We start from the raw sequence: 24,625 nt of genomic DNA on the forward strand, positions 1-24,625 counted from the left end.
TGTTTTTATTTGGTGTGATTTTACTTTATGGATGTGGGGACGGGGGGGCGGGGGGGGGCGCCGCCCCCCCCCTCGCGGGGGGGGACCGGTCGCCGGACCGGTCCCCGCCGTCTTGGCGTGCGCTGTGCCCGCCCTGGGCTCACTCCCGTCGCAGCGCCACGGCCGCCGCGTACCCCGCCGGGACGAGCACGTCCCGCAGGACCCACTCCGGCGAGGGCGACACCGGCCGCGGTCCCGTGCCGACGTGGTCCAGGGCGGGATCGCGCACCAGCCCTGTGCCCAGCCCCTTGAGGTACGCCTCCTTGCGGACCCAGGTCCGGGTGAAGGCCGCCTGCCGGTCGCGCGCCGGGAGCAGGGCCAGCTCCGCCACCTCCGCCGCGTGCAGCGCGCACTGCGCGCCGCGCACCGCCTCCACGGTGGCCACGCCCTCCACGTCGACCCCGACCGGTGCGCCCGCGAGCGCCACCAGCACCAGGTCCCCGCTGTGCGACAGCGAGAAGTGCACCCCCGAGGTGCGCAGCGCCGGCCGCCCGTGCGGCTTCCCGCATCCCGCGCAGGGCTCCCGCATCAACGGCAGCTCGTCCGCCGGGACGCCCAGCAGCGGGCTGAGCAGGGCGCGCAGCGTCGCATGCGCGATCACATAGGCGTCACGGTCCCGGGCCCGCCTGAACGCACGGGCCCGCGCCCGCTCCTCCGCGTCCAGCAACTCCTGCGCGCGCAGCAGCGACCGGTCGTCCTGGGCGCCGACCTCGGTCAGGTAGAGCTCCAGCGGGCCGCGCAGCGGGCGGGGCCCGACGGGGTACGGGGCGTACCGCGGACCGGGCAGGTCCAGGAGCGCCGGGCACAGGGGGCCCGGGAGCGAGGCCGGCGGGGGTAGGTCGTTCGCGCGGGCCGGGGGCGGTACGTCCGTCGGCCGGGTCAGCAGGTCGCCCGCCCCCGCCCTCGGTCGTGTCGTCGGCGGTACGACGCCCGCCGCTGCCCCCGCAGGTACGACGCCGGCCCCCGTCGTCACCCGCCCCGTCGGCGGTGCGTTGGCCGGCCTGGCCGGCACCGGGGCCGGCCGGACCTCAGACATCGGCCCCGGCGAGCCGGCGGCGCAGGCTCAGCGGGCGCATGTCCGTCCAGACGACGTCGATGTGGTCCAGGCACTCCTGCCGGCTGCCGCTGCGGCCCTCCCGGTACCAGCCGGCCGGCAGCTCGCGGTCCGCCCGCCAGATCGAGTACTGCTCCTCGTCGTTGCGCACCACGAGGTACACGTCCTCGGTGTCGGGGCGAGCCTTGTCGCCGGCGCCGTTCGCGGAGTCGGGTTGCGTCACGGTGAACCTCCCGCAGGTGATGGGCCGGCCGCGGATCCGGGTCCGGCGACGCAAGCGTGCCCCGCCCTGGCCCGGCCGGGTCAGGGACGAACGCGCCGAAGCGGTGGCGCCCGTTGCTGCCGGATCTTCTCTGGTGGCCAACGGCCCCGACGCGGGAACGTGCTGTCCGGTCGCGGGCCGCCCGGCACCCCGGAAACCCCCGGGCCACGCGATTTCCCGCGCACCCCATTTCCGGAAGGAGCACGCGATGTCGGACGAGCACGCACCTGTCCTGCTGCCGGGCGGAGGCTGGCGGCTGTGGGAGCCGTTCGCGCTCCGCGGCCCCGGTTTCCCCGCCGACGGCGTGCTGCGCCTCGCCCCGCCCGGACTCGCCGAGGCCGCCGACAAGTTCGGCCCCGGCAGCGAGCTGTCCGGGCCGGAGTGGACGGCCTTCACCGAGGACCTCGCGGCGGCCGCCGTGGACACCGCCCGCCACCTCCAGGAGATCGCCGCCCGGCCCCGCTTCCAGGCGGCGCTCGCCTGGCAGAACCCCGCCGTCCTGCGCACCGGGATCGCCCCGTTCCTGCGCTGGACCCCGAGCGCGGGCAGCCGCAGCAGCATGCCCCGCCAGCGCGAGGAACTGGTCGCGCACTACTGGCAGCGGTTCTGCGTGAAGAACGACACCATCGGCTTCTTCGGCCCGGTCGGCTGGGGCCGCTGGGACCTCGCCGACCGGGGCGGCGTCACCACGACCCCGGGCGACGGCTTCCTCGCCGCGCGGGAGGTGTACTTCTCCGGCTGGGCGATCGACGCCCTGGCGAAGGTCCTGGCCGCGGACGGCGCGCTGATGCGCTGGATCGCGCCGCGCCGGGTGTCCTTCGTGCGCTGCGCGGACGGCACGGTCCAGGTCCCGGGCCGCCCGGCCCGGCAGGTCGACGGGCACGAACGCGCCGTGCTGGAACGCTGCGACGGCACCCGGCACATGCCCGCCATCGCCGCCGAACTGGGCCTGCCCGAGGACGAGGTGACCCGGATCGTCGGCGACCTGATCTCCCGCCGCTGGGTGCACTGGCGGCTGGAGGTGCCCGCCGCCACCCATCCCGACCGCGCCCTGCGCGACATCCTGGAGCGCGTTCCCGACCGGGCCGTGCGGGAAGGGGCCCTGGAGCGGCTCGCGGTGCTGGAACGCGGCCGGGACGCCGTGCGCGCCGCCGGCACCGACGCCGGCGCGCTGACCGCCGCGATCACCGCGCTGGAGGCCGACTTCGCCGCCCTGACCGACATCGAGGCCCAGCGCGCCAAGGGCGAACGCACCGCGCCCTGCCGGGGCTTGGTGTACTCCGACACCCGGCGCGCCGCCACCGCCACCACCGGCACCGCCCTGCTGGACCACCTCGAACCGCTCCAGCTGTGCCTGACGTCCGCCCGCTGGATGACGAACCGCGTCGCCGAGGCCATCCGCGCCCGCCTGCACACCGTGTACGACCGCCTCGCGGCCGGCGGCTCGCCGGTCGACCTGGGCACCCTGTGGCTGAACACCCTGCCCTCCCCGCACCCCGACGCGAGCGACCTCATCGACGCCGCCCAGGCCGAACTCCGCGCCAGGTGGGCCCGCATCCTCGACCTGCCCGAGGGCGTGCGCCGGGTCCGGCTGACCACCGCCGAGCTGGCCGAACGGGTGCGCCGCGAGTTCGACGAGCCCGGCGACGGCTGGTCGCTGGCCCGCTACATCAGCCCCGACGTCCTGGTCATCGCCGACGACGAGGCCGCCCTCGCCCGCGGCGACGTGGACCTCGTCCTCGGCGAGATGCACTGCGCCCTGAACACCATGGGCGCCTCCCTGTTCGTGTACCAGCACCCCGACCGCGACGAGCTGCTCGCCGAGACCACCCGCGACTTCCCCGGCCCGCGTCTGCTGCCCATGCTCCCCAAGGAGCTGCCCCTGAAGTGGTCCACCCGCAGCCGGCCCTCGCTGGACCGGCCCGAGGACCACTACGTCGCCCTGGTCGACCAGACCGGCGACCCGCACCGCCCGCGCACCGTGCTCGGCGCCGACATCCGGGTCGAGGACCGCTCCGGCCGGCTCACCGCGGTACTGCCCGACGGCACGGAGTACGACGTGCTCGACGCCTACGCCAACACCCTCACCCAGCGGGTCATGGACCGCTTCACCCTGCGCCCCGACGGCGAGCACACCCCGCGGATCACCCTCGGCCGGATGACCGTGGCCCGCGAGACCTGGCAACTGCCCGTAGCCGAAATGGACTTCGCCGACGAGAAGGCGGAGGCCGTCCGCTTCGTGAAGGCCCGGCACTGGCAGCGCCGGCACGAGCTGCCCCGGTTCGTGTTCGTGGTCTCACCGACCGAACCCAGGCCGTTCTACGTCGACTTCGACAGCCCGGTGTACCTCACCATCCTCGCCAAGGCCGCCCGCCGGCTCGCCCGCAAGGACCCCGGTGCCCGGCTGAAGGTCAGCGAGATGCTGCCCACCCCCGAGCAGGCCTGGCTCACCGACGACGAGGGCAGCCGCTACACCTCCGAACTCCGGTTCGTGGCCGTCGACATGACCGTCGCCGACGCGGGGGAGCGGTGATGCGCACCGTCGCCGACGACATCGCCGCCCACGCCCTGCGCCACCCCGGGCGCGTCGCCCTCGGCACCCCGGCCGGCGAGGTGACGTACGCACGACTGGCCGGCCGCATCGAGGAGATCGCCCGGCTGCTGCGGGCCCGCGGGGCCCGTCCCGAGACCGTCTGCGCCGTGGCCGTCGAACACGGCGCCGACGCGGTCGCCGCCATGGCCGCCGTGCTGCGCTGCGGCGCCGCCTTCCTCACCCTGGACGTCGGCCAGCCCCACGACCGGCTGGCGGCCTTCGTCCGCAGCGCCGGCGCACGGCTGCTGCTGACCCACTCCTCCCTCGCCCCCGGGCTCCGACTCGACGTGCCCACGGTCCTGTTGGACCAGGAGCACGCGGACGGCCCGGCCGTGGACCGCGGCGCCGACCCGCAGGCCCTCGCCTACGTCAGCCACACCTCCGGCAGCACCGGCGAACCCAGCGCCGTCCTGGTCGAACACGGCAGTCTCGACGCCTATCTCCGCGACACCGCGAGGGCGTTCGGCCTCGGCCCGGACAGCGTGGCCCTCCAGACGGCACCGCTCGGCTACGACGCGTCCATCCGCGACACCTTCGTACCGTTGCTCGCCGGAGCCCGGCTGGTGATCGTGGACCGGGCCCGGCTGCTGCGGCCCGCGGAGTTCGCCGCGACCGTCCGCGAGCACGGGGTGACCGCGCTGCTCAGCGTCACCCCGTCCTTCCTCACCCACCTGGGCGGCCAGACCGACTTCCCCGAACCCCTCGCCGGTGTCTCCCTGGTCGCCTCCAGCGGCGAGTCCCTGCGGCCGTTCCTCGCGGCGGGCGGACGCGGCCTCGTGCCCGGGCGGCTGGTCAACCAGTACGGCCCCACCGAGTGCACCATGACCACCACCCGGCACGACGTGCCCGCCGCCCCCGACCCCACCACCGACCTCGTCGGCACCCCCCGCGCGGGCACCGTCGTCCGGGTCCTGGACGCGGACCTCGCCCCGGTCCCCGACGGCACGGTGGGCGAGGTCTACATCGGCGGCACCGGAGTGACCCGCGGCTACGGCGGCCGACCGGCCCGCACCGCCGCCCACTTCGTCCCCGACCCCCTCGGCCCGCCCGGCACCCGCCTCTACCGCACCGGCGACCTCGGCCGGTGGGGTCCCGGCGGCCTCCACTACACCGGCCGCACCGACCGCCAGCTCAAGATCCGCGGCTACCGCGTCGACCCCGCCGAAGTCGAGGGCGCCCTGCTCTCCCACCCCGGCGTCACCGGCGCGGTGGTCACCCCGCACACCGACGACCTGGGCCGCCTGCACCTGCTCGCCCACGTCACCGGCGCCCTGTCGGACACCACGGACGCCACCCTCCGCCGCCACCTCGCCCGCACCCTGCCCCCGCACCTGATGCCGCGCCGCTTCGTACGCCTGGAGACCCTGCCGACGACACGCGGCGGAAAGGCAGACCGGCGGGTGCTGGCGGGCGGGGGGCCGGTATGAGTACGTCAGAACCGCGAGGCGGGGGCGCGCGGCCGTGGGCGAAGGCCGCGGGTGCGCCGGGCGGGACCGGTCACGCACGGCCGGGAGCCGTCGGCGTGCCGGCCGGGACCGACGACATGGGAGCCGCGGCCGCCGACCCGCGGTCCGCCGGGCTCGGACACCGCCTCCACACGCCCGAACGGGGCACCGACGCGACGCACCACGGACGCGACACGGCCGGTTGGGCTCCCGAGCGGGGCGGGTACGGACGCGACACGGCCGGTTGGCCTCCCGAGCGCGGCGGGTACGGACGCGACACGGCCGCGCGGACCTATGAGCGCGGCGGGTACGGACTCACCGCCGAGCCGGCCGTCCGTACGGCCGATCACCCGCCGGACGCGGGCGGCCCCGAGACCGCCGGTCACGCCCTCGGCAAGCCCGACCTCCTCGCCGCCGCCGCCCGCATCGCGCCGTACGTCGTCCGCACCCCCCTCCTGCCCGGCCCGGTGACCGAGGCCCACGGGACGGGGCTGCTGCTGAAGGCCGAACACCTCCAGCTCGGCGGCTCGTTCAAGATGCGCGGGGCCGCCAACGCGGTCCTCGCGCTGGGCGCCGACCGGGTCGTCACCGGTTCCTCCGGCAACCACGGCATCGCCCTCGCCAGGATCGCCCGGACACTCGGCATCCGGCTGACCGTCGTCCTCGCGGCGGGCGCGATGCCGTCGAAGGCCGCCGCCATCCGGGCGCTCGGCGCCGACACCGTCCAGGTGGGCGGGGGAGTGGCCGAGCGGGAGGAGCGCGCCCGCGCCCTCGCGGACGAGCAGGGCGCCGTACTCGTACCGTCCTCCGACCACCCCCTGGTCGTCGCCGGACAGGGCACCGTCGGCCTCGAACTGCTGGCCGCGGCCCCCGACACGGAGACGGTCTACGTCCCCACCGGCGGCGGCGGACTCCTCGCGGGCGTCTGCGTCGCCGCCGCCGGCCACCCGGTCCGCGTGGTCGGCGTCGAACCCGCCCTCACCCCGCGCTACGCCCGTTCCCTGGCCGTCGGCCACCCGGTCCGGCTCCCGGCCAGCGCCACCGTCGCGGACGGCCTGCGCGGCCAGTGCCCCGGAGCCGTGCCCTACCCGGTCATCCGGGACCGCGTCGACGAACTGATCGCCGTCGGCGACGCGGAGATCCTCGCCGCCACCGCCCTGCTGCACCGCCTCGGCATCGGCGCCGAACCCAGCGGAGCCGTCGCCCTGGCCGGCGCGCTGCGCGCCGGCCGCCGCGAACGCGCCGTGGCCATCGTCTCGGGCGGCAACACCCCCGCCCGGCTGCACCCCCCGCACCACACGCCCGCGCACACCCTCACCCGTCACGACACGAAGGAGCCCACGCCATGACCTCGAACACCGCCACCACCGCCACCCCCGTCGTCACCGTCGACCTGCTCGTCGACATCTTCCGGGACGTGCTGAGCCTGCCCGACCTCACCGCCGAGACCGACTTCTACGAGGCCGGCGGCGACTCGCTCACCGCCTTCCAGATCACCGGCCGCCTCCAGGAGATCCTCGGCGCCGACGTCCCGGTCTCCCTGGTCTTCGCCTACCCGACGCCGCTGGAGCTGGCCGAGGTGGTGGAGGCCGACTACGGCGCGGCCTGACCGTATCCCCCGCCGCGTCCCGTCCACCGCCCCTCGTGCCCGTCCACCCGCGCTCGCCAAGGAGAGCCGTGCCATGACCGAAGATCTCGTGCCGTCCCTCGGCCGCTGGCGGCTGTGGGAACAGTTCGCCCTGCGCGGGGCGGGTTTCCCCGCCGACGGCGTGCTGCGCCTCGCCCCGCCCGGACTGGCCGAGGCGGCCGACAAGTTCGGGGCCGGCGAGCCGCTCGACGGCCCCGAGTGGAGCGGCTTCGCCCGCCTCTTCGCGGACGCCGCCGTGGAGACCGCGCACACCTTGCAGGACATCGCCCGTACGCCGGCCTTCCGGGAGGCGGTGGCCTGGCAGAACCGGCCGGTGCTCGCCTCCGGGATCGCCCCGTTCCTGCGCTGGACCCCGAGTGCGGGCAGCCGCAGCAGCATGCCCCGCCAGCGCGAGGAACTGGTCGCGCACTACTGGCAGCGGTTCTGCGTGAAGAACGACACCATCGGCTTCTTCGGCCCGGTCGGCTGGGGCCGCTGGGACCGGGGCACCGCGGCCGTCGCCGTGGACCCCGGCGCCGGTCTGATCGCCGAATCGTCCGTCTACTGGGCGAGCTGGGGCATCGACGCACTCGCGAAGACCCTGGACACCGACCCCGCCCTGCGCGAATGGATCGCCCCCCGGCGCGTACCCTTCCTCGTGCTGGACGGCGACCGCGTCCGCGTACCCGGCCGCCGCCCGATCCCCGTGCCCGCCGAGACGGCGGCCGTCCTCGCCCGCTGCGACGGCGCCCGACCGGCCCGGACCATCGCCGCCGAACTCCCCGGCACCGACGTCCCCGCCGTCCTGGCCGACCTGGTCGCCCGCCGCTGGGTGGTCTGGCGGCTGGAGGTACCCGCCGACACCCACCCGGACCGCGCCCTGCGCGCCTGGCTGGAGACCGTCGGCGCGCCCGAACCCCGCCGACGCGGCCTGGAGGCGCTGGACCGGCTGGAACGCGGGCGCGCCCACGTCGCCGCGGCCACCGACGTGGACACCCTCGTCCAGGCCCTCGCCGGACTCGAACACGACTTCACCGAGCTGACCGCCACGGCCGCCGTACGGGAGAAGTCCGCCTCGACCGCCCCCTGCCGCTCGCTGGTGTACTCCGACACCCGCCGCTCGGCCACCGCCCGCCTCGGCCCGGCGATGCTCGAAGCGCTGCGCCCGCTGAAGCTGTTGATGGACAGCGCCGCCTGGCTGACCTCCGAACTCGCCGCCACCGTCCGGGAGGAGACCCGCCGCGTCCACGACCGCCTGGCCGCCGAAGGCCCGGTCGACCTCGCCTCCTTCTGGTTCGCGTGCCTGCCGGTGCTGCACGGCGCCGCCCGTACCAGGGCCGCCGACCTGCAACGCGAGTTCGCCGGCCGCTGGCGGCACATCCTGGCGGTCCCGGAGGGCGCCCGCCGGGTGACCGTGGCGACGGCCGACATCGGGACGGCGGTACGAGAGCGGTTCGGGTCCGGCGGCGACAGCTGGACGACGGCCCGCTACCTGAGCCCGGACATCCTGATCGCCGCCGACGGCACGGAGTCGGTCGAACGCGGCGACTTCACCCTCGTCCTCGGCGAACTCCACATCGCCTCCAACACGTTGGGCGCCTCCCTCTTCACCCACCAGCACCCGGACATCGCGGAACTCTTCGAGCTGACCGACCGCGACCACCCGACCCCCCGCCTGATGCCCCTGATCCCCAAGGAGCACCGTTCCCGCCTCTCGGCCCGCGTCCGCCACACCCTCGTACGCCCCCAGGACCACCAGGTCGCCCTCGCCGACTTCGCCGCCGACCCCGCCCGCACGATCCGCAGCGCCGACGCCACCGTGGAGAACCGGGCGGGCGACCTCGTCGTCCGCCTCCCGGACGGCTCGACGTTCCCCGCCCTGGACGTCTTCTCCCACGTCCTGACCACCCTGTCGATGGACCTCTTCCAGCTCCTCCCCGAGGCCGACCACACCCCCCGCGTCACCCTGGACCGCCTGGTGGTCGCCCGCGAGACCTGGCGACTGCCCGCCGGACAGGCGGCGTTCGCCGAGGAGAAGGACGAGGCCCGCCGCTTCGTGCGGGCCCGCCGGTGGCGCACCCGACTGGGCCTGCCCCGCTACGTCTTCGTCGTCTCCCCGACCGAATCCCGCCCCTTCTACGTCGACTTCGACAGCCCCGTCTACGTCACGATCCTCGCCAAGGCCCTGCGCCGCCTCTCCCGCAAGGACCCCTCCGCCACGGCCACGTTCACCGAAATGCTCCCCACCCCCGAACAGAGCTGGCTCACCGACGACCAGGGCCACCGCTACACCTCCGAACTGCGCTTCGTGGCCTTCGACACCACCTCGTGAGGGGGAACCGGGTCGACAGCGGTCATCGCGACGAACGAGCATGCGTCCACGCGGTCGAACGGCGCCCTCGCCCGAGCCGAGGCAGACCTGGCCACCGGCTCGCTGGTCCACCGGATCGTCGCCGCCGAGGCACGACGCTGGCCGCTGGTGGCCAGCCGGCGCGACGACACCGTCGCGCAGGCGACGTCGTACGCCCATGGGCGCGGCCTCGCCTGGACGCTGAGCGTGTTCTCGCTCGCCCCGCGCGAGGTGGTGCTCCTGGACGGCTTCGAACCCCGGCGCGCCGAACCCGTCCTGCGCGCCCACCGCCCCACCGTGCTGGAGGCCACCCCCTCGGCCTATGTGCGCTGGCAGTCGCTCGCGGCGGCGCCGGACAACCCGCTCGGCCACGTGCGCCTGTATCTCAACACCTTCGACGCGATCCACCCGCCCACGGTGCGCGCCTTCCTCGCCGCGACGCGCCGCCGGCTGCCGCTGTGGGTGCAGGTCTGGGGCCAGTCCGAGACCGGGCCGCTCACCTTCCGCTGCTTCACCCGCAGATCGGTGCGGGCGTCGGGGGAGCGGCACCCCACGACCCGCGACCTGGGGCGCCCGGTGCCCGGCCGGACGCGGCTGCGGGTGGTGGACCCGGCGACCCTGCGGCCGGTGCCGCCCGGCAGGCCCGGCCTGGTGATGGCCCGGACCGGCGCCCTGTGCGCGGGATACGTCGGGGAACAGGAGCGGCTGCTGGCCAAGTCCGCCGGCGGCTGGTTCGCCACCGGGGACCTCGGCGTCGCCACCCGGTCCGGCCGGCTGCGGCTGCTCGACCGCGAGGTGGACGCCGTGCCGGGCGGCAGCTGCGTCGAGATCGAGGACGTGCTCCACGACCGGCTGCCGGACGTGGTCGAGGCGGTGGTGCTGGGCCGGGCGAACGGGCTGCCGCTGCCCGTCCTGGTGACCCGGGACGGGACGCTCGCCCGCGACACCTGGCGCCGGGCCGTCGCCGATCTGCCGCCGCTCGGCGACCCGGTGCTCCTGCCCCTTAACCGGCTCCCGCTCACCGCAACGGGCAAGGTACGGCGACAGGAACTGCGGGACCGGCTGCTCGACGGCGCGTCACCCTACGGAACCGGGCACTGGACCTGACCCGCGGCACCGCCCCGGACCCGGCCACCGCACCCGGTCCGCACCGCCGCACCGCGCACCCGTACACCCGCACGCGAGGAAGAGAACCGCTGATGGCCGACACAGACGTCGACGTCGCCGTGGTCGGAGCCGGGATCTCGGGCCTGGCCACCGCCTTCCACCTGGCGGCCACCGGCAGGTCGGTCCGCGTGTTCGAGGCGTGCGGCCGGGTCGGCGGGCGGATGGCCGGCCGCCGCCACGAGGGCTACGTCCTGGACGAGGGAGCGGAGCAGATCGCCACCCGCGGCTACGACGCCACCTGGCGGCTGATCCGGGCGGTCGGCCTGCCCGCGGACGCCGTCGTGCCGGTGGGCGGCCGCATGGCGGTCTGGCGCGACGGCCGCGCCCGCCCCGACTTCGGCCACCCCGCGGGGCTGCTGACCGGGGCGGGCATGTCCTGGCGCGGCCGGCTGTCCTGGCTGCGCTTCACCGCGACGCTCCTGCGCCACCGCAGGCGCTTCGACCTCGATCACCCGGAGGCCACACCACTGGGCGACGCCACCATCGAGGAGTACGCCCGCCGCCACCACCGAGACCTGTACGAGCGCCTGTTGCAGCCGATGTGCGGCACGTTCTTCGGCTGGCGGCCGGAGCGTTCGGCGATCGGGCCGATGGCCGCGTTCCTGCTCGCCGTCGGCGGTGCCGGGGAGCGCTGGGTGGCGTACCGGGACGGCATGGACACCCTGGCCAGGGCGCTGGCGGACCGGCTGGACGTCGTCACCGGCAACCCGGTCGTCGCGGTCGAGCCGGGCCCGCGCTCGGTACGCCTCGACCTGGGCGACGGGCGGACGGTGACCGCCGCGCGTGTCGTACTGGCCGTACCCGCGCCCGTGGCCCTCGCGCTCCACGCCGACGTCCCGGACGACGAGCGCCCCTACCTCGCGGCGAGCACCTACCGTCCGATGCTCAAGGTGCTCTGCCTGCTGGACCGCCCGTTGCCGAGCCCGACCCGCCGGCCCTCCTACGGACTCCAGGTCCCCGCCGTGGAGGACCCGGTGTTCGCCGGGGCCATCCTCGACCACGTCAAGGCACCCGGCCGGGTACCGCCCGGCCGCGGTCTGGTCAGCCTGTTCGCCTCGCCGTACGCCTCGACGCGCCTGCTGGCGCACACCGACGACGAGATCGTCTCCGAGGTCCGCGCGCACGCCGAGCGCTACCTCCCGGGCCTGACCGAGGCGACGCGTACCGCCCTCGTGGCGCGCTGGCCCAACGGCCTCCCGGAGGCGGCCCCGGCCGCGCTGCGCCTGCGCCGGGCCTTCCTCGACCGTCCCCTGCGCCGCGTCGACTACGCCGGCGACTGGCTGGCCCTGCGCCCCAACAGCGAGGCCGCCGCCCACTCGGCGACGCTGGCCACGCGCCGCGTCCTGGCCGCCGACGCCCGCTGACCGCCCGCCCGTCGGCGCGGGGAGGGCCGGGGCGCCCCGGCCCTCCCCAGGTACGGTGATCCCCGGTCAGCTGACCGTGATGTTGGAGCTGCCGCTGCTCTGGTAGCCCTCGGTCGAGAGGATCATGTAGTTGAAGGCGCCCATGTTCATCCCGTGGCTCGCCCACGCGTCGAAGTGGTTGCCCGTGGTGATGGTGCCGCCCACGCGCTTGGACTGACGCACGCTCCAGTACTGGTTGAACGTCGCGGTGCCGATGATCGAGGGGGCGTTGGTCCGCGTCGTCTCGTAGATGTCGTACGTGCCGCCGTCACTGGTGACGGTGCCCTTGTACGTGCCCGTGGGCCGGTAGGTGCCCCAGCTTTCGAGGATGTAGTACTCGACGAGCGGGTTGGTGGTCCAGCCGTAGAGCGACAGGTAGCCGTTGCCCGACGGGTTGAAGCTGCCGGAGTAGTTCACGTTCCTGCGGCTGCCGGTGCTCCAGCCCTTGCCGCAGGTGAAGTTCCCGCAGTTGGTCCAGGAGGTGCTGTAGTTGCCGCCTGAGCCCAGGGTCATCGAGACCGAACCGCCACCGTCGGTCCAGAACGAGTACCAGTAGCCGTTGTTGCTGCCCGTCTGGTTGGTGGTGATGGTCGTGGCGGCCTCGGCGGTCCCCGGCAGCAGCAGCCCGGAGGCGGCCAGTGCCAGGGCACCGGCCCCGGCACCGGCGAGAAGATTCCTGCGGCTGATCGGGTTGGCGGGGGGTTGCTCCTCCATGTGCATGCTTCCTCCTCAGGAAGGCTCGTGGAGAACCCGGGGCCGCGCCGTGCGGCCCCGGGGGGCACAGGTCGGTCCCGCTAGCGGAGACCGAAGTCCGGCACGGGCTGCTCGAACAGCCGGGCCGGCACCGTGTCGGCCAGCACCTGGTAGCCGGCGGGGTTCAGATGCAGATGGTCGCCGACGTCCAACGACGCCTGGATCTGCCGGGGTTGCCGCGGATCACGGACCGCCCGGTCGAAGTCGAGCACGGCGTCGAACCGGCCGCTGGTGCGGATCCACCGGTTGACCGTCTGCCGGGCCGCCTCGCGGTAGCCGTTCGGGTCGTCGTAGCCCGTGTTCCCTCCGAAGGGCGTCAGCGTGGCCCCGTACACCGGGATGCCCTGCGCGTGCGCCCGCACGATGATCTGGTCGTAGGCGGCGATCAGATCCGCCGCGACCTTCTTCTGCGCGGTCTCGGTGGCGTCGGCGGTGCCGATGTCGTTGACGCCCTCGAAGAGGATCAGCCACTTGACGCCGCTCTGTGCCAGCACGTCGCGGTCGAAGCGGGCCAGCGCGTTGGGACCGAGGCCGTCGTTCAGCACCCGGTTGCCGCCGGCCGCCTGGTTGAGGACCGCGACGCCGGAGGTCTCGGGCCGGGACCGCAGCCGGGTGAGCAGCTGGTCCGGCCACCGGTCGTTCGCGTCGGTCGTGGAGCCGCGGCCGTCGGTCAGCGAGTCGCCCACCACGACGGCCGCCGCGGTGCCGCGCTTCGACCAGACCTCGACCCCGCTGAGGAAGTACCAGTGCTGGGCGGTGGCCGCCCCGCCGAGGTCCGCGTCGTCCAGGTGGTTCCCGCTCACCATGTACGACGTGGTCCGCGAGCCCGGGTGCGAGGTGATGTCGTCCGAGGCCTGCCCGTCGGCCAGATAGAGCGTCACCGTGAGGTTGGACCCCGGCCGCAGGTCGAAGTCCAGCGGATCGGAGACGGCCTCCGCGCCGACCGGGACCACCGTGGAGGTCCGGCCGTCGAACGTCAGCTGCCGGGTGGTGCCCGCCTGGACGGCGCCGACCCCGGCGCGCCCGCCGGCCGGGAGCGCCACCGAGACGCCCGTGATGGGCAGCGCCGCGCCGCCGAACGCGTTGGAGAAGCGCAGCCGCAGATGCGTCCCGCCGAGGGAGACGTGCACGGTCTGGCGCACGGTGCTGTCGGCGAAGACCTTGCCCGGCTGGGTGAACGGCGCCGGAGGCATGTTGCCCGGCTCGGTCAGCTGCGGCATCGAGGTCCAGGTGTTCACCCAGTGCCCGGCCGCGGCGACCTGGGCTGTGCTCGCCGTGCGTTCCCCGCCGGCCGCGGGGGAGGTGGCGAAGCCGGTGGCCGTGAGGACGGCCGCGGCGGCCAGGCTCACCACAAGAGCGGATGTTCGGCCCATGAACTGCTTTCCCTCTCAGGAGAATCGATGACGACGGGTCATGTCCGCGCCTGCTTCCCGCGGGTCGCGGGGGTCAGCGCAGCCGGAGGCTCTCGGGCGGGCCGAGGTAACTGGGCTTGAGGCCACCGGTGTCCACGACGAGGTTCTGCAGGACGACGGTGGGATCGACCATCCAGAACTTCAGCACGTGGACCCCCGCCTCGGTGATCCGGTGCGTGGTCGTGGTGACGTTCACGTTGTCGGAGGTGTTCCGCTGCCACTGCGCGTTCATCGTGCCGTCGTCGGCGCCGGTGGCCTTGGTGATGTTCACCGTCTGCGGCCGGTCGTCGTCGAAGGACACGGCGTAGGCGAGACCGCCGTTCGCCAGGACGTCGTTGCGGGGCGAGAGGTACGCCGCCACCGTGACCGGACCGGTCGTGAAGAGCGTGACGGTGTACTCCAGCCGGGGGCTCTCGCCGCCCGGTGTCCGCCGGGCCGCGGTGACCGGGAAGGGCTCCATGCCGGAGCCGGTCCGGCCGATCCCGGGGATGCGCCGCCAGGAGACGCCGCCCCCGCCGTGGGCCGCGGAGTAGTGGTCGGCCTCGATGGAGACGTAGCCGCGCGCCTCGACGAATCCGCTCACCTTCCGCGCGGGCACGTCCGGGTTGTCCACCGGGGCCTGCACCGTCACCCGCAGGCCGTCCGGACCGGTGACCGTGATCGGCACGGTGGTCCTGCCCTTGGGCGCGCGGGACCAGTCCGCGCGGACGGTGACACGTGCCTGTCCGTCGACGCGCCCCCTCGTCGCGTCGACGGACAGCCACGGGACCCCGGTGCGGATCTGGTAGTCGAAGGGCTCCGTACCGCGGTTGAAGATCTCGATGTACGGGGCCGGGCCGCTGGCGTACGGGCTCAGCGCGGGCAGCACGCACTCGGCAGTGGAGCCGGGCCACGCCTGGTCGCTGCCGTCGACGGCGACGCCCATCCGGGACGACGTGTCCGGGGTGATCCGCTTGACGGCCGGGAAGATGACGTCGGGGATCGCCGCGTTGTTGATCTGCGGCTGCTGCCAGGGGGCGTCCGGGCCGTACCGGGCCACATCGCCGTAGTCGATGTGCGGCTGGGTCTGGAACCCCTTCCATTTCCCGTTCGCCACCTCGTTGTTGAAGTGGTCGGCCAGGGCCTTGTCCTCGGCGAAGTACGATTCCGCCGCCGAGGCGAGGGAGTTGGTGACGGTCCTGCCCTGCCCGGCGTACAGCAGGTTGGTGAACTGGGCCTGGCGCAGGGCGTAGAGGTTGGCCGTCGCCTTCACCGGATACAGGACGAGTTCGTAGTAGCCGTCCCGCTTGTTCGCCGGCAGTGCCCCGCCGACGCGCTCGGCCGCGGCGGACAGCTCCTTCCACTCCTGCGTGACGCGTTCCATCTCCCGGTAGTCGGTGATGCTGAACGGAGTCGCCTGGTCGTCGTAGACGACGGCGGAGGAGTCGGTGGCCAGATCCTTGCTCGGGTCCACGGTGATCCTGCGGTTGAGCAACTCCGGCTTGCGGCGGGCCTGGAGGAACCCGTAGGTGCCGAGGACCTCGGCGATGTCCGCGGCGTGCCCCGGACCGAAGTTCTGCCGCGCGTAGTACTCCAGCCACGCGGGCACGTCGTCGGCCGTCCAGCGCTCGGGGTTCCACGCGTAGTCGAGGAAGAACTGGGTGGACAGCTCGTTGCTCTTCAGGTCACCGGAGTTGACGATCCACAGCTGCCGGATGCCGAAGGCGTACGCCTGGCTGAGCTGGTCTTGGACATTGGCCAGGTTGGCGGTGTCGACCCACTTGTAGTTGCGCCCGGCGCCGACGTAGTCGAAGTGGTAGTAGAGGCCGTAACCCCCGCTGTGCGCGGGCAGGGAGGGGCTCGGGACCAGGCGCAGGTTGCCCCAGTTGTCGTCGGTGAAGACCACCGTCACGTCGTCGGGCGCCCGCAGGCCCTGCTCCCAGTAGCGCTGGACCTCCTTGTAGAACGTCCACACCTGCGGGGTCTCGGTCTGCGGCCTGCCGGTGACGTCGGCGATGATCTGGCGCTGGGTGGAGACGATGCTCTGCATCAGGTCGATGCCGTCGCCGTCGGGAAGCGCGGTGTCGCCGTTGCCGCGCATGCCGAGGGTCACCACGCCCTCGAAGCCCTCGTCCACCTTGCGGCGGATGCCGTCGGTCCAGTACGCCTTGAGCGCCTCGGCGTTGTGCCGGAAGCTCCACTCGCCGGTGCCGCCGTAGGGGTCGCTGCCCGGGGTGACGATGTTGCCGTGGCTGTCGCGGACGGCGGGCACGGCGTGCCGGTTCCACTCCTCGATGCCGCGCATCATCGGCGCCTCGTGGGAGGTGCCCATGACGATGCCGTACGCCGTCGCGGTGGCGTGGTTCTCCGGGTCGTCCTCGGCGAAGGCGCGCCCCCACACCGCGGGCCACAGGTAGTTGGCCTTCAGCCGCAGCATCAGCTCGAAGACCTTGGCGTAGAAGGCGTGGTTGAAGCCGTCGGGGTGGCCGTCGGCGAGACCGGGGCCGAAGTAGGCCGGCGCCCAGGTGCCCAGCTCGGGGTTCTCGTCGTTGATGAAGAAGCCGCGGTACTTGACGGCGGGCGTGCCCTGGGTGTGGCGGCCGGGCAGCACGTGCAGCAGGTCCTGGTGGCTCGGGGTGGCGTCGGCCCACCAGTACCAGGGCGAGACACCGATGCCCCGGCTGACGTCGTAGATGCCGTAGACGGTGCCGCGCTGGTCGCTGCCGGCGATCACGAAGGCGCGGTCGATCCCGGGCAGCGGGTTGTCCACCACCTGCTCCAGGGAGGTCTCCCACTTGCCGGCGATCCCGGTCACGTCCAGCTTTCCGGCGGCCACCAGCTTGTCGATCAGCGGGCTCTTGCCGATCGTGCCGATGAGCACGATGTCGCGCCGGCCGGCCGGGAGGGTGTCCTGGGACAGGGCGGGCTTGACGCCGGTGACCCGTTCGAGGTCGTCCCGCAGGTCGCCGGCCGCGCGCACGACGCCCGGGTGGTCGTCGGCGCTGACCACGAGGGGGGCGGCCCGGCCGTTCTCGACGAGCGGGAAGGTGCCGGCCCCGCGCGAGGTGGTGATGTACGACCCCGGGTCGGTGGGCCGCGCCGCGGTGCCGGTCCCGCTCGCCCAGGCGGGGCTCGATGTGCCCAGCACGGAGGCCATGGGCGTCGCCAGCGCGGTCAGCCCGACCCCGAGGGCCAGTGCCGTGCGTCGGCTCATACCGCTCGGAAGGCCGTCGCCGGCCGCGGGGGTGTCGGGTCGTGTGGTGGCGGGCCTGCGCCGCGCAGAGTCCATGCCGCTCTCCATGGGGACGGGGAGCCCCTTCGTCGTCGAGTTGTGCGTACTGCCACGCCGAACTGGCCGCTGGAGAACGTCCGTTGTGCGGTCCGGTGTCCAGGGCGGGGCGACTGCTGTAGGCCGGTCGCGGGTGTGGAAGGCCCCCGAGGACGGTCCTCCGGATGGGATGGAGCATCGAAAGGGGCCGATACTGTTTCCGGAAAGTTTCCGGAAGTTGTCGCGAAACGTTAGGGTCGCACCGACTGCCCGTCAACCCCCCCGGCATCAACTGCCCCACGTCCTCCGGGCCTTGTCCGTAGGACGACTCAGGTGGCCGCGCGCGGGCCCCGCGACCGGTGATTGCCTATGCTGAGGGACCGCAGGCGAGGAGGCATGGATGGCAGCACAGGACGCGGGCCGCGTCACGATCGCGGACATCGCCCGGGAGGCGGGCGTGTCCCTGCCGACGGTCTCCCGGGTGCTCAACGGGCGCGCCGACGTGTCCCCCTCGACCCGCCGCCGGGTCGAGGACCTGCTGGCCCACCACGGCTACCGGCGGCGGGCCGCCCAGACCGCGGGCCGGGCGGAACTGATCGACCTCGTCTTCAACGACCTCGACAGCCCCTGGGCCGTGGAGATCCTGCGCGGTGTGGAGGACGTGGCGCACGCGGCCGGCCTGGGCACCGTGGTCTCCGCGGTGCACCACCGCAGTACGTCGGCCCAGCAGTGGCTGGTCAACCTGCGGGCGCGGGCCTCCGACGGCGTCGTCCTCGTGACCTCGGACCTCGCGCCCGAACTGCACGCCGAGCTACGGCGCCTGGGCGTGCCCACCGTCATCATCGATCCGGCCGGTGTGCCCACCTTCGGCATACCGACGATCGGCGCCATGAACTGGGCGGGCGGGCGCAGCGCCGTCGAGCACCTGCTTTCCCTCGGGCACCGCAGGATCGGCGTCATCACCGGCCCGTCGACCCTGCTGTGCAGCCGCGCCCGCCTGGACGGCTACCGTGCCGCCCTGGAATCCGCCGGCGTGGAGATCGACGACCGGCTCATCCGCCAGGGCGACTTCTCCCACGAGTCCGGCTTCGCCGCCGGCACCCGGCTGATCACCCTCGCCGACCCACCGACCGCGATCTTCGCCTCCAGCGACCAGATGGCCCTCGGCGTCTACGAGGCCGCCCGCCAGCACGACCTCCGCATCCCCGACGACCTCAGCGTGGTCGGCTTCGACGACCTCCCGCAGGTCCAGTGGTCCCCCCCGCCCCTGACCACGGTCCGCCAACCCCTGGACGAAATGGGCCAGGTCGCGGCGCGTACGCTGCTGCGGCTGATCCAGGGCGAGACGCTGGAGAGCCCGCACATCGAGCTGGCCACCCAACTGGTGGTGAGGAGCAGCACGGGGCCGGTGCGGGGATGAGGCCCCGGACGCCCGGCCCCGCGCGGAACCACGCGGAACCGGATGTCGCCCTCGTCCGGCCGGGCCGGGCCCTTCAGGCGGTCTCGGCGGCCGGGCCGGGCGGCCCGGCCACGCCGACACACGCCTCGTTGCCCTCGGGATCGGCCAGTACCCGGTGAGACGGCGCTTCGGCGTCGTTCAGCAGGCGTCCGCCGGCCGCGAGCGCCGCGGCTGTCCGGGCCTCGGCCTGGTCGTACGGCACCCACACGTCGACATGGACCCGGTTGCGCTGCGGGCGCGGTGCGTCCATCTGCTGGAAGGAGAACGGTGCGCCGCGGCGGCGCGGGTCCAGCAGGTCCTCGCCGCTGTTCGCGCGGGCCTCGTAACCGGGCAGGGCACGCCAGAACGCCACCACCGCGGGACCCGCGAGGGCGTCGATGGTGACCTGGACGGTCTGCACGCCGGACGGATCGGCGGGTAGGCCGAGCGTGCGGGCGACCGCTGAGATCCGCCGCGCCATATCGACGTGATGTTCGGTCAGTCCGTAGTAGTCGTCCGTGAGCGTGATCAGCCGCACGATCACGCCCTCCTGCCGCAGGTCGACATCGAGGCAGCCGTCCTCGATTCCCGGCATCTCGCCGATCGCCTGCACGAACCGGGCGCCGGCCGCGAAGGACCCACCGCGGAAGTACGCGCACGCCCCCTCGCCCACGACCCGCCAGTCCTCCACGCCGGCGGCCTCGTGGAACCGCTGCGGCCTGATGCGCTCCGTCGTGCCCTTCGCGTGGGTCATCCGCTCAACGTGCCGTGCGGGTCCGACAACGCGGATCGCGCTGCCGTGACGCACGGCACAGGAACCCCCCGTGCCGTGCGGAGAGAAGTGAGTGTGAACAAGTCAGAGAACGACGTCCGCCGTCGCGTGCGCGAGGGGGACCGAGAGGCGTTCGCCCAGTTGTACGAGGAGTTCGCCCGGCCCGTGTACAACCACGGGCTGCGGCTGACCGGTGACTGGTCGACGGCCGAAGAGGTCATGTCAGAGACGTTTCTGACCGCGTGGCGCACGCGTGCGCGGGTCCAGGAGGGCGGGGGTTCGCTGCTGCCCTGGCTGCTCGGCATCGCCACCCACAAGGCGGACAACGCGCGCCGGAGCGCGCGCCGGCGGCAGGTGTTCCTGGCGCGCCAGTCGCCGGCGCGAGAGGTGGAGGACTTCGCCGCCCGGACGGCGGGGCGCATCGACGACGCGCGGCGACTGCGGGCCGTGCAGGAGGCGTTGGGGCGGCTGCGGCGTCAGGAGCGGGAGGTGCTCGCCCTGTGCGTCTGGTCCGGGTTGGACTACCAGGAGACGGCCGAGGCGCTGGGCATCGCCGTCGGCACCGTGCGTTCCCGGCTGTCGCGTGCCCGCAAGAAGCTCGCCCGGCTCGCCGACGAGAGCGCGGCGGACGGCCGGGAGCCGCTGGTCGACGGCCGGGAACCGCGGGCGCGTCGCGGAGAGGTAACCAGTGCGGCCGCGATCGCGGCCCTGCCCGTGCGGGAGGAACTCACATGAACGACAGGACCGCCTTCACGTCCCGCGAGCAGTACGACGACCGCGACGAGATCGCGCGTCTGCTGCCGGCCCCGGCCGACCGGGACCTCCCGCGCGAGCAGCACCTTCGTCACAAGGACCTGCTCATGCGACACATCGACAGCGACCAGGCCGTATCCACCGAATCCGCCATGTCCACCGAATCCGCCATGTCCACCGAGTCCGCCGTGCCCACCGGACCCGCCGCATCCACCGGACCCCTCGCACCCGGCGGCCCGTCCGTCCGGCGCGCCCGGCAGCTGCTGCGGCCCGTTCTCCTCGTCACGGCGACCGCGCTGACCCTGGCCGGTGCGGTGACCGCGGGTGCCGTCCTGACCGGCACCGGCGGGGAGAAGGGCGTCGGCAGCGCGGCCGTGGACACGCGGCCCGCCGCGGCCCTGCTGCACCGCATCTCCGACGCCGCGGCCGACCGCGGCACACCCACCGTGCGCGACGACCAGTTCGTCTACACCCGGGAGAAGATCCGCGACACCGACCTGACCGGCGGCAAGGCCGTCGTCGGCCCGCTGGAGGACTACGAGAAGTGGCTGGCGCAGCGGCCCGGTCCGCTGCGCAAGCTCGGCCTGATCCGCGTCGACGGCGAGACCATGCCCCTCAACGCCGAACTCGGAGACACCGAGGGCACCCCGGCCGGCCTCGGCCGGCCCACCTACCGCTGGCTCGGCTCCCTGCCCACCGATCCGGACAAGCTGCTCGTCTACCTGTACGCCAACACGCCCGTGACCGAGCGGCGAGGGCGCGACCAAGCGGTGTTCGAGCAGATCGGCAGCCTGCTCGGCGGAGTGATGCCACCCCGCACCGCCGCCGCGCTCTACCGGGCCGCCGCCGAGATCCCCGGCGTCAGCCGGACCGCCGTGGCGCGGGACGCGATCGGCCGGCAGGGCATCGGCATCGTCCGCGACGACGCCCGCTACGGCGTGCGCACCGAGTGGGTCTTCGACCCGAAGGACTACTCCTTCCTCGGTTCCCGGAGTTACCTGATCAAGGACATGCCGTACGCCAAGGCCGGAACCCTGCTGTCCAGTTCGGCCGAACTGGCACACGCCGTCGTCGACCAGGCCGGCCGGCTGCCCGCCGACGGGACGGGCGCGGACCGTACGCGCACCACCTGACCGTCCACCCGTGCCCCGCGGCGAACCGCCCCGCGGGGCACGGGCCCACAAGCCTCCTCGCCCACGGCCACCGGCTCCGCGTCGCGGCCGGCGGCGCTCGAAGACGTCCGGCTCCCGCAGGCATGGTCCGGGGCGTACCGGCCTCCGGGACGGGGCTTCGGCGGAGAGGGCAGGATTCGAACCTGCGTGGGCCCCCGAAGGGGCCCGATGCCGGTCACAGGAAGAACAGTGCCAGGAACCGCTGACCACACCCTGACAGGCCGCTGACGGCTCGATGTCCAGGCCGCCCAGCGGGGCGACGCCCGGTCGCCGGGCCCTCGACGCCCTCGCCGACCGCCAGGACCCGCCGCGCCACCTCGACACCGGGAACGAGGGTCTCTGTGCGTCAGGAAGATTGACATGCCTTGGGAGCGCTCCCATGATGGGAGCGCTCCCAAGCCTCATGTTCCCCGTCCACCGTCCGGTTCCGCGGCGTGGCCCCGGGCCGGCGCATCACCCGGGAGGAACACCCCCATGCTGTTCCGCAGCGGACCAGCCCGCAGGAGATTACGCGGGAGATCAACCGGGCTTCGCCCCCTCGGCGCGACGGCGTCGGCGGCCCTGGCCGTGGCGGCCGCCGTGCTGCCGCTCTCCGCGCCCGCCGCCTCGGCCGATCCGGCCGCCACGGGCGACACCACGGTCACCGTCAACGCGAGCGCGGGCCTGGGCACCGTCGCTCCCACCGCGCTCGGCGCCAACACCGCCGTCTGGGACTCGCACATGAACGACCCCGAGGTGGCCTCCCTCTACAAGTCCGCGGGGATCGGCGCGTTGCGCTACCCGGGCGGCTCCTACTCCGACATGTACCACTGGGTCGACAACACCGCGCCCGGCGGCTACGTCGCTCCGGGCACCGACTTCGACGCCTTCATGGGCACCGTGAAGGCCTCCGGCGCCCAGCCGATCCTGATCGCCAACTACGGCTCCGGGACGGCCCAGGAGGCCGCGGACTGGGTCCGGTACGCGAACGTCACCAAGGGCTACGGGGCGAAGTACTGGGAGATCGGCAACGAGATCTACGGCAACGGCGTCTACGGCAGCGGCTGGGAGAACGACACCCACGCCGACAAGACGCCGGACCAGTACGCCCGGGAGGTCAAGGCCTACGCCGAGGCCATGAAGGCGGTGGACCCCACGATCAGGATCGGCGCGGTGCTCACCATGCCCGGCAACTGGCCGGACGGTTCGGTGGCCGGCGGTGACACCGGCGACTGGAACCACACCGTGCTCGCCGCCGTCGCCCACGACATCGACTTCGTGAGCGTCCACTGGTACCCCAACACCAGCGACGGCGAACAGTCGTTGGCCGCCGTACGCCGACTGCCCGGTGAGCTGCGGGAGGTGAGGAACCTGGTGGACCGGTACGCGGGCGCCGACTCCGCCCGCGTCGGCATCGCGATGACCGAGGTGAACTCCGACTCCGGCGGTGGCGCCTTCACCAGCCGCCCCAACGGCCTGTTCGCCGCGGAGGCCATGAGCACCGCGCTGGAGAACGGCGTCTTCACCGTGGACTGGTGGGACACCCACAACGGCGCGGGCGGCATCACCACCGTCGGCGGTGAGACGGACTACGGAGACATGGGCATGCTGTCGAACGGCAGTTGCTCGGGCGGTGTCTGCGAGCCCGCGGTGAACACCCCGTTCGCGCCGTACCACGGGATCGAGACGCTCGGCGCCCTCAGCGACCCGGGCGACAGCATGGTGGCCTCCGGCACCTCCAGCTCCGAGGTCTCCTCGCACGCGGTGCTCAGGGCCGACGGCGACCTCAGCGTCCTGCTGCTCAACGAGAGCTCCGACACCGAGCACACCGTGGACCTGCGCTACCTGGGCTTCACCGCCGACTCCACGGCGCCCCGGGTCCAGCGGTGGGCACCCGGTGACGACGGCCTGGTGGACGCCACCGGCACCGCCACGGCCGGCTCGGCGACCCTGGCGCCGTACTCCCTCACCGTGCTGACGATGCACCCGAAGAGCGGCACCGGCTCGTCCGCCGCCACCGTCGGCACCCCCGGGGCGCCGAGGACCACCTCGGTCGGCGCCGACAGCGCCACCCTGAGCTGGCCGGCCGCCGACGGCTCGGTGGACCGGTACGAGGTCTACGAGCAGCTCGGCACCAACATCCAGCTGCTCGGCTCCTCCACCGGCACCTCCGTCACGCTCCCCAACCTGCCGGCCGGCTCCCGGCACACCGTCAACGTGCTGGCCCGGGACAAGGCGGGCCACCTCTCCAGGCCCTCCGTCCCGCTGACCTTCACCACGAGTACGCCGGACGACAGCACCTGCACCGTCTCGTACCAGGTGACCTCCGGCTGGGGCAACGGATTCGTCTCCCACGTCGTGGTGAGCAACGTCGGGCCCGCGGACATCGACGGCTGGACGCTGACCTTCGACTGGCCGTCGGCCGGGCAGTCCGTGTCCTCGTCGTGGAACGCCGAGGTCACCGGTGAGGGGCAGCACGTCCACGTGACCAACGGCGAGAACAACGCCGAACTCGCGCCGAACGGCGGCAACTCCGTCGACTTCGGCTTCGTGGGCGCCAACGACGGTGCCAACCCCTCTCCGACGGCCTTCACCCTCAACGGAACGGTCTGCCGGACGATCTCCTGAGCCACGGCACCCTGGGCGGGGCGGCTCTGGCCGTCCCGCCCGCAGCCCCGCCCGGAGACCCGTGGAGGCCGTATCCGAGGCCCCCGCTCGCTTTCGGCCGCCGATCCGGACGCGCAGCCCGGTGCCCGAAGGCCGGCCCGCCGGTAGACGCCGGGGTCAGGCGGTCCTGGCGACGGTCAGCAGTGCGGCGGCGTCCTCAAGGGCCTCCAGGCTGTGCCGGGCGGGTGGGACGACGAGCAGGTCTCCGGCCATGCCCTCCGACGTCTCGTCGCCGCTGTGCAGCCGCACCCGGCCGCGCAGCACGAGGACGGTGGACTCGCCGGGATTCTCGTGCTCGGCGAGGGTGGTGCCCGCGCGCAGGGCGAGGAGGGTCTGGCGCAGGGTGTGCTCGCGGCCGCCATAGAGGGTCTCGGCGCTGCGGCCCGTGGAGGAGGCCGCGGCCCGCTCCAGGTGCTCGTCGGCCTTGGTGTCGAGGGAGAGCTTCTGCATGGCTCGGTTGCCGTTTCTGTGTCGGAGGGTTTCGCGCGCGTC

At 73.8% G+C, this 24,625-nt stretch carries 18 protein-coding genes and 1 tRNA gene; 11 read left to right on the plus strand and 8 right to left on the minus strand.

Annotation, left to right across the window (positions count from 1 at the left end; translation table 11 throughout):
* Positions 1 to 139 precede the first annotated feature (139 nt).
* Entirely contained in the window at positions 140 to 1,012 is an 873-nt protein-coding gene (locus tag ACWDD7_RS16350) for a 4'-phosphopantetheinyl transferase family protein (RefSeq protein WP_450457783.1), read from the minus strand.
* Between the two features lie 55 nt (positions 1,013 to 1,067).
* Complete coding sequence (locus tag ACWDD7_RS16355) at positions 1,068 to 1,316, minus strand: MbtH family protein (protein WP_351877286.1); 249 nt, start codon at positions 1,314 to 1,316, stop codon at positions 1,068 to 1,070.
* A gap of 247 nt (positions 1,317 to 1,563) precedes the next feature.
* On the opposite strand from ACWDD7_RS16355, the gene ACWDD7_RS16360 reads away from it, so the two are divergent.
* From ACWDD7_RS16360 to ACWDD7_RS16390, 7 genes are all read left to right on the plus strand, one after another.
* Positions 1,564 to 3,888: a lantibiotic dehydratase gene (locus ACWDD7_RS16360; protein WP_450457784.1), complete on the plus strand. Its 2,325-nt coding sequence runs from the start codon at positions 1,564 to 1,566 to the stop codon at positions 3,886 to 3,888.
* On the plus strand, positions 3,888 to 5,375 hold the full coding sequence (locus ACWDD7_RS16365) for an amino acid adenylation domain-containing protein (protein WP_392216464.1): 1,488 nt from the start codon (positions 3,888 to 3,890) through the stop codon (positions 5,373 to 5,375). Before ACWDD7_RS16360 ends, ACWDD7_RS16365 begins: the two co-directional genes overlap by 1 nt.
* Positions 5,376 to 5,470: 95 nt before the next feature.
* Entirely contained in the window at positions 5,471 to 6,742 is a 1,272-nt protein-coding gene (locus ACWDD7_RS16370; protein WP_450457786.1) for a threonine ammonia-lyase, read from the plus strand.
* Positions 6,739 to 7,002 (plus strand): acyl carrier protein, encoded by a 264-nt coding sequence (locus ACWDD7_RS16375; protein ID WP_351877290.1) that lies wholly within the window; start codon positions 6,739 to 6,741, stop codon positions 7,000 to 7,002. Before ACWDD7_RS16370 ends, ACWDD7_RS16375 begins: the two co-directional genes overlap by 4 nt.
* Before the next feature lie 73 nt (positions 7,003 to 7,075).
* Positions 7,076 to 9,352, plus strand: coding sequence for a lantibiotic dehydratase (locus tag ACWDD7_RS16380; protein WP_450457787.1), 2,277 nt, complete (start codon positions 7,076 to 7,078; stop codon positions 9,350 to 9,352).
* A 114-nt stretch (positions 9,353 to 9,466) separates the two neighbouring features.
* Complete coding sequence (locus tag ACWDD7_RS16385; protein WP_450457902.1) at positions 9,467 to 10,477, plus strand: AMP-binding protein; 1,011 nt, start codon at positions 9,467 to 9,469, stop codon at positions 10,475 to 10,477.
* A 92-nt stretch (positions 10,478 to 10,569) separates the two neighbouring features.
* Positions 10,570 to 11,901: a protoporphyrinogen/coproporphyrinogen oxidase gene (locus ACWDD7_RS16390; protein ID WP_450457788.1), complete on the plus strand. Its 1,332-nt coding sequence runs from the start codon at positions 10,570 to 10,572 to the stop codon at positions 11,899 to 11,901.
* A 66-nt stretch (positions 11,902 to 11,967) separates the two neighbouring features.
* On the opposite strand, the gene ACWDD7_RS16395 is transcribed toward ACWDD7_RS16390, so the two are convergent.
* The 3 genes from ACWDD7_RS16395 to ACWDD7_RS16405 form a co-directional block, all read right to left on the minus strand.
* Positions 11,968 to 12,654: a glycoside hydrolase family 11 protein gene (locus ACWDD7_RS16395; RefSeq protein ID WP_450457789.1), complete on the minus strand. Its 687-nt coding sequence runs from the start codon at positions 12,652 to 12,654 to the stop codon at positions 11,968 to 11,970.
* Between the two features lie 80 nt (positions 12,655 to 12,734).
* Positions 12,735 to 14,066, minus strand: coding sequence for an SGNH/GDSL hydrolase family protein (locus ACWDD7_RS16400; RefSeq protein ID WP_450457790.1), 1,332 nt, complete (start codon positions 14,064 to 14,066; stop codon positions 12,735 to 12,737).
* Positions 14,067 to 14,139: 73 nt separating this feature from the next.
* Positions 14,140 to 17,373 (minus strand): glycosyl hydrolase 115 family protein, encoded by a 3,234-nt coding sequence (locus ACWDD7_RS16405; protein WP_450457791.1) that lies wholly within the window; start codon positions 17,371 to 17,373, stop codon positions 14,140 to 14,142.
* 379 nt (positions 17,374 to 17,752) lie between these two features.
* Between ACWDD7_RS16405 and ACWDD7_RS16410 the strand changes: the two genes are divergently transcribed.
* Positions 17,753 to 18,772, plus strand: a complete 1,020-nt coding sequence (locus ACWDD7_RS16410) for a LacI family DNA-binding transcriptional regulator (RefSeq protein WP_392216450.1) — start codon at positions 17,753 to 17,755, stop codon at positions 18,770 to 18,772.
* 73 nt (positions 18,773 to 18,845) lie between these two features.
* Here the strand turns inward: ACWDD7_RS16410 and ACWDD7_RS16415 are convergent, their stop codons facing one another.
* On the minus strand, positions 18,846 to 19,544 hold the full coding sequence (locus ACWDD7_RS16415; protein ID WP_450457792.1) for a VOC family protein: 699 nt from the start codon (positions 19,542 to 19,544) through the stop codon (positions 18,846 to 18,848).
* 93 nt (positions 19,545 to 19,637) lie between these two features.
* Here ACWDD7_RS16415 and ACWDD7_RS16420 point away from each other — a divergent pair, with 93 nt between their 5' ends.
* Both ACWDD7_RS16420 and ACWDD7_RS16425 read left to right on the plus strand, forming a co-directional pair.
* Positions 19,638 to 20,297: an RNA polymerase sigma factor gene (locus tag ACWDD7_RS16420; protein WP_450457793.1), complete on the plus strand. Its 660-nt coding sequence runs from the start codon at positions 19,638 to 19,640 to the stop codon at positions 20,295 to 20,297.
* Positions 20,294 to 21,448 carry a CU044_5270 family protein gene (locus tag ACWDD7_RS16425; RefSeq protein ID WP_450457794.1) on the plus strand — a complete coding sequence of 385 codons (1,155 nt, stop codon included), beginning with the start codon at positions 20,294 to 20,296 and terminating at the stop codon, positions 21,446 to 21,448. The genes ACWDD7_RS16420 and ACWDD7_RS16425 overlap by 4 nt, the downstream gene beginning before the upstream one ends.
* A gap of 161 nt (positions 21,449 to 21,609) precedes the next feature.
* Here ACWDD7_RS16425 and ACWDD7_RS16430 read toward each other — a convergent pair.
* A tRNA-OTHER gene (locus ACWDD7_RS16430) sits at positions 21,610 to 21,701 on the minus strand.
* 365 nt (positions 21,702 to 22,066) lie between these two features.
* Between ACWDD7_RS16430 and ACWDD7_RS16435 the strand changes: the two genes are divergently transcribed.
* Positions 22,067 to 24,094 (plus strand): cellulose binding domain-containing protein, encoded by a 2,028-nt coding sequence (locus ACWDD7_RS16435; protein WP_450457795.1) that lies wholly within the window; start codon positions 22,067 to 22,069, stop codon positions 24,092 to 24,094.
* Between the two features lie 156 nt (positions 24,095 to 24,250).
* On the opposite strand, the gene ACWDD7_RS16440 is transcribed toward ACWDD7_RS16435, so the two are convergent.
* The gene (locus tag ACWDD7_RS16440) at positions 24,251 to 24,583 is read right to left on the minus strand and encodes a cupin domain-containing protein (protein ID WP_351877190.1); all 333 of its coding nucleotides are present in this window, start codon (positions 24,581 to 24,583) and stop codon (positions 24,251 to 24,253) included.
* Between the last annotated feature and the right edge of the window lie 42 nt (positions 24,584 to 24,625).

Source organism: Streptomyces sp. NPDC001056 (genome assembly GCF_053598955.1).

Coding starts and splice junctions, on each gene's coding strand:
- ACWDD7_RS16425 (WP_450457794.1), top strand. CDS start 20,294: ATGAACGACAGGACCGCCTTCACGTCCCGCGAGCAGTACGACGACCGC.
- ACWDD7_RS16410 (WP_392216450.1), top strand. CDS start 17,753: ATGGCAGCACAGGACGCGGGCCGCGTCACGATCGCGGACATCGCCCGG.
- ACWDD7_RS16375 (WP_351877290.1), top strand. CDS start 6,739: ATGACCTCGAACACCGCCACCACCGCCACCCCCGTCGTCACCGTCGAC.
- ACWDD7_RS16380 (WP_450457787.1), top strand. CDS start 7,076: ATGACCGAAGATCTCGTGCCGTCCCTCGGCCGCTGGCGGCTGTGGGAA.
- ACWDD7_RS16400 (WP_450457790.1), bottom strand. CDS start 14,066: ATGGGCCGAACATCCGCTCTTGTGGTGAGCCTGGCCGCCGCGGCCGTC.
- ACWDD7_RS16395 (WP_450457789.1), bottom strand. CDS start 12,654: ATGGAGGAGCAACCCCCCGCCAACCCGATCAGCCGCAGGAATCTTCTC.
- ACWDD7_RS16415 (WP_450457792.1), bottom strand. CDS start 19,544: ATGACCCACGCGAAGGGCACGACGGAGCGCATCAGGCCGCAGCGGTTC.
- ACWDD7_RS16360 (WP_450457784.1), top strand. CDS start 1,564: ATGTCGGACGAGCACGCACCTGTCCTGCTGCCGGGCGGAGGCTGGCGG.
- ACWDD7_RS16440 (WP_351877190.1), bottom strand. CDS start 24,583: ATGCAGAAGCTCTCCCTCGACACCAAGGCCGACGAGCACCTGGAGCGG.
- ACWDD7_RS16365 (WP_392216464.1), top strand. CDS start 3,888: ATGCGCACCGTCGCCGACGACATCGCCGCCCACGCCCTGCGCCACCCC.
- ACWDD7_RS16390 (WP_450457788.1), top strand. CDS start 10,570: ATGGCCGACACAGACGTCGACGTCGCCGTGGTCGGAGCCGGGATCTCG.
- ACWDD7_RS16405 (WP_450457791.1), bottom strand. CDS start 17,373: ATGGACTCTGCGCGGCGCAGGCCCGCCACCACACGACCCGACACCCCC.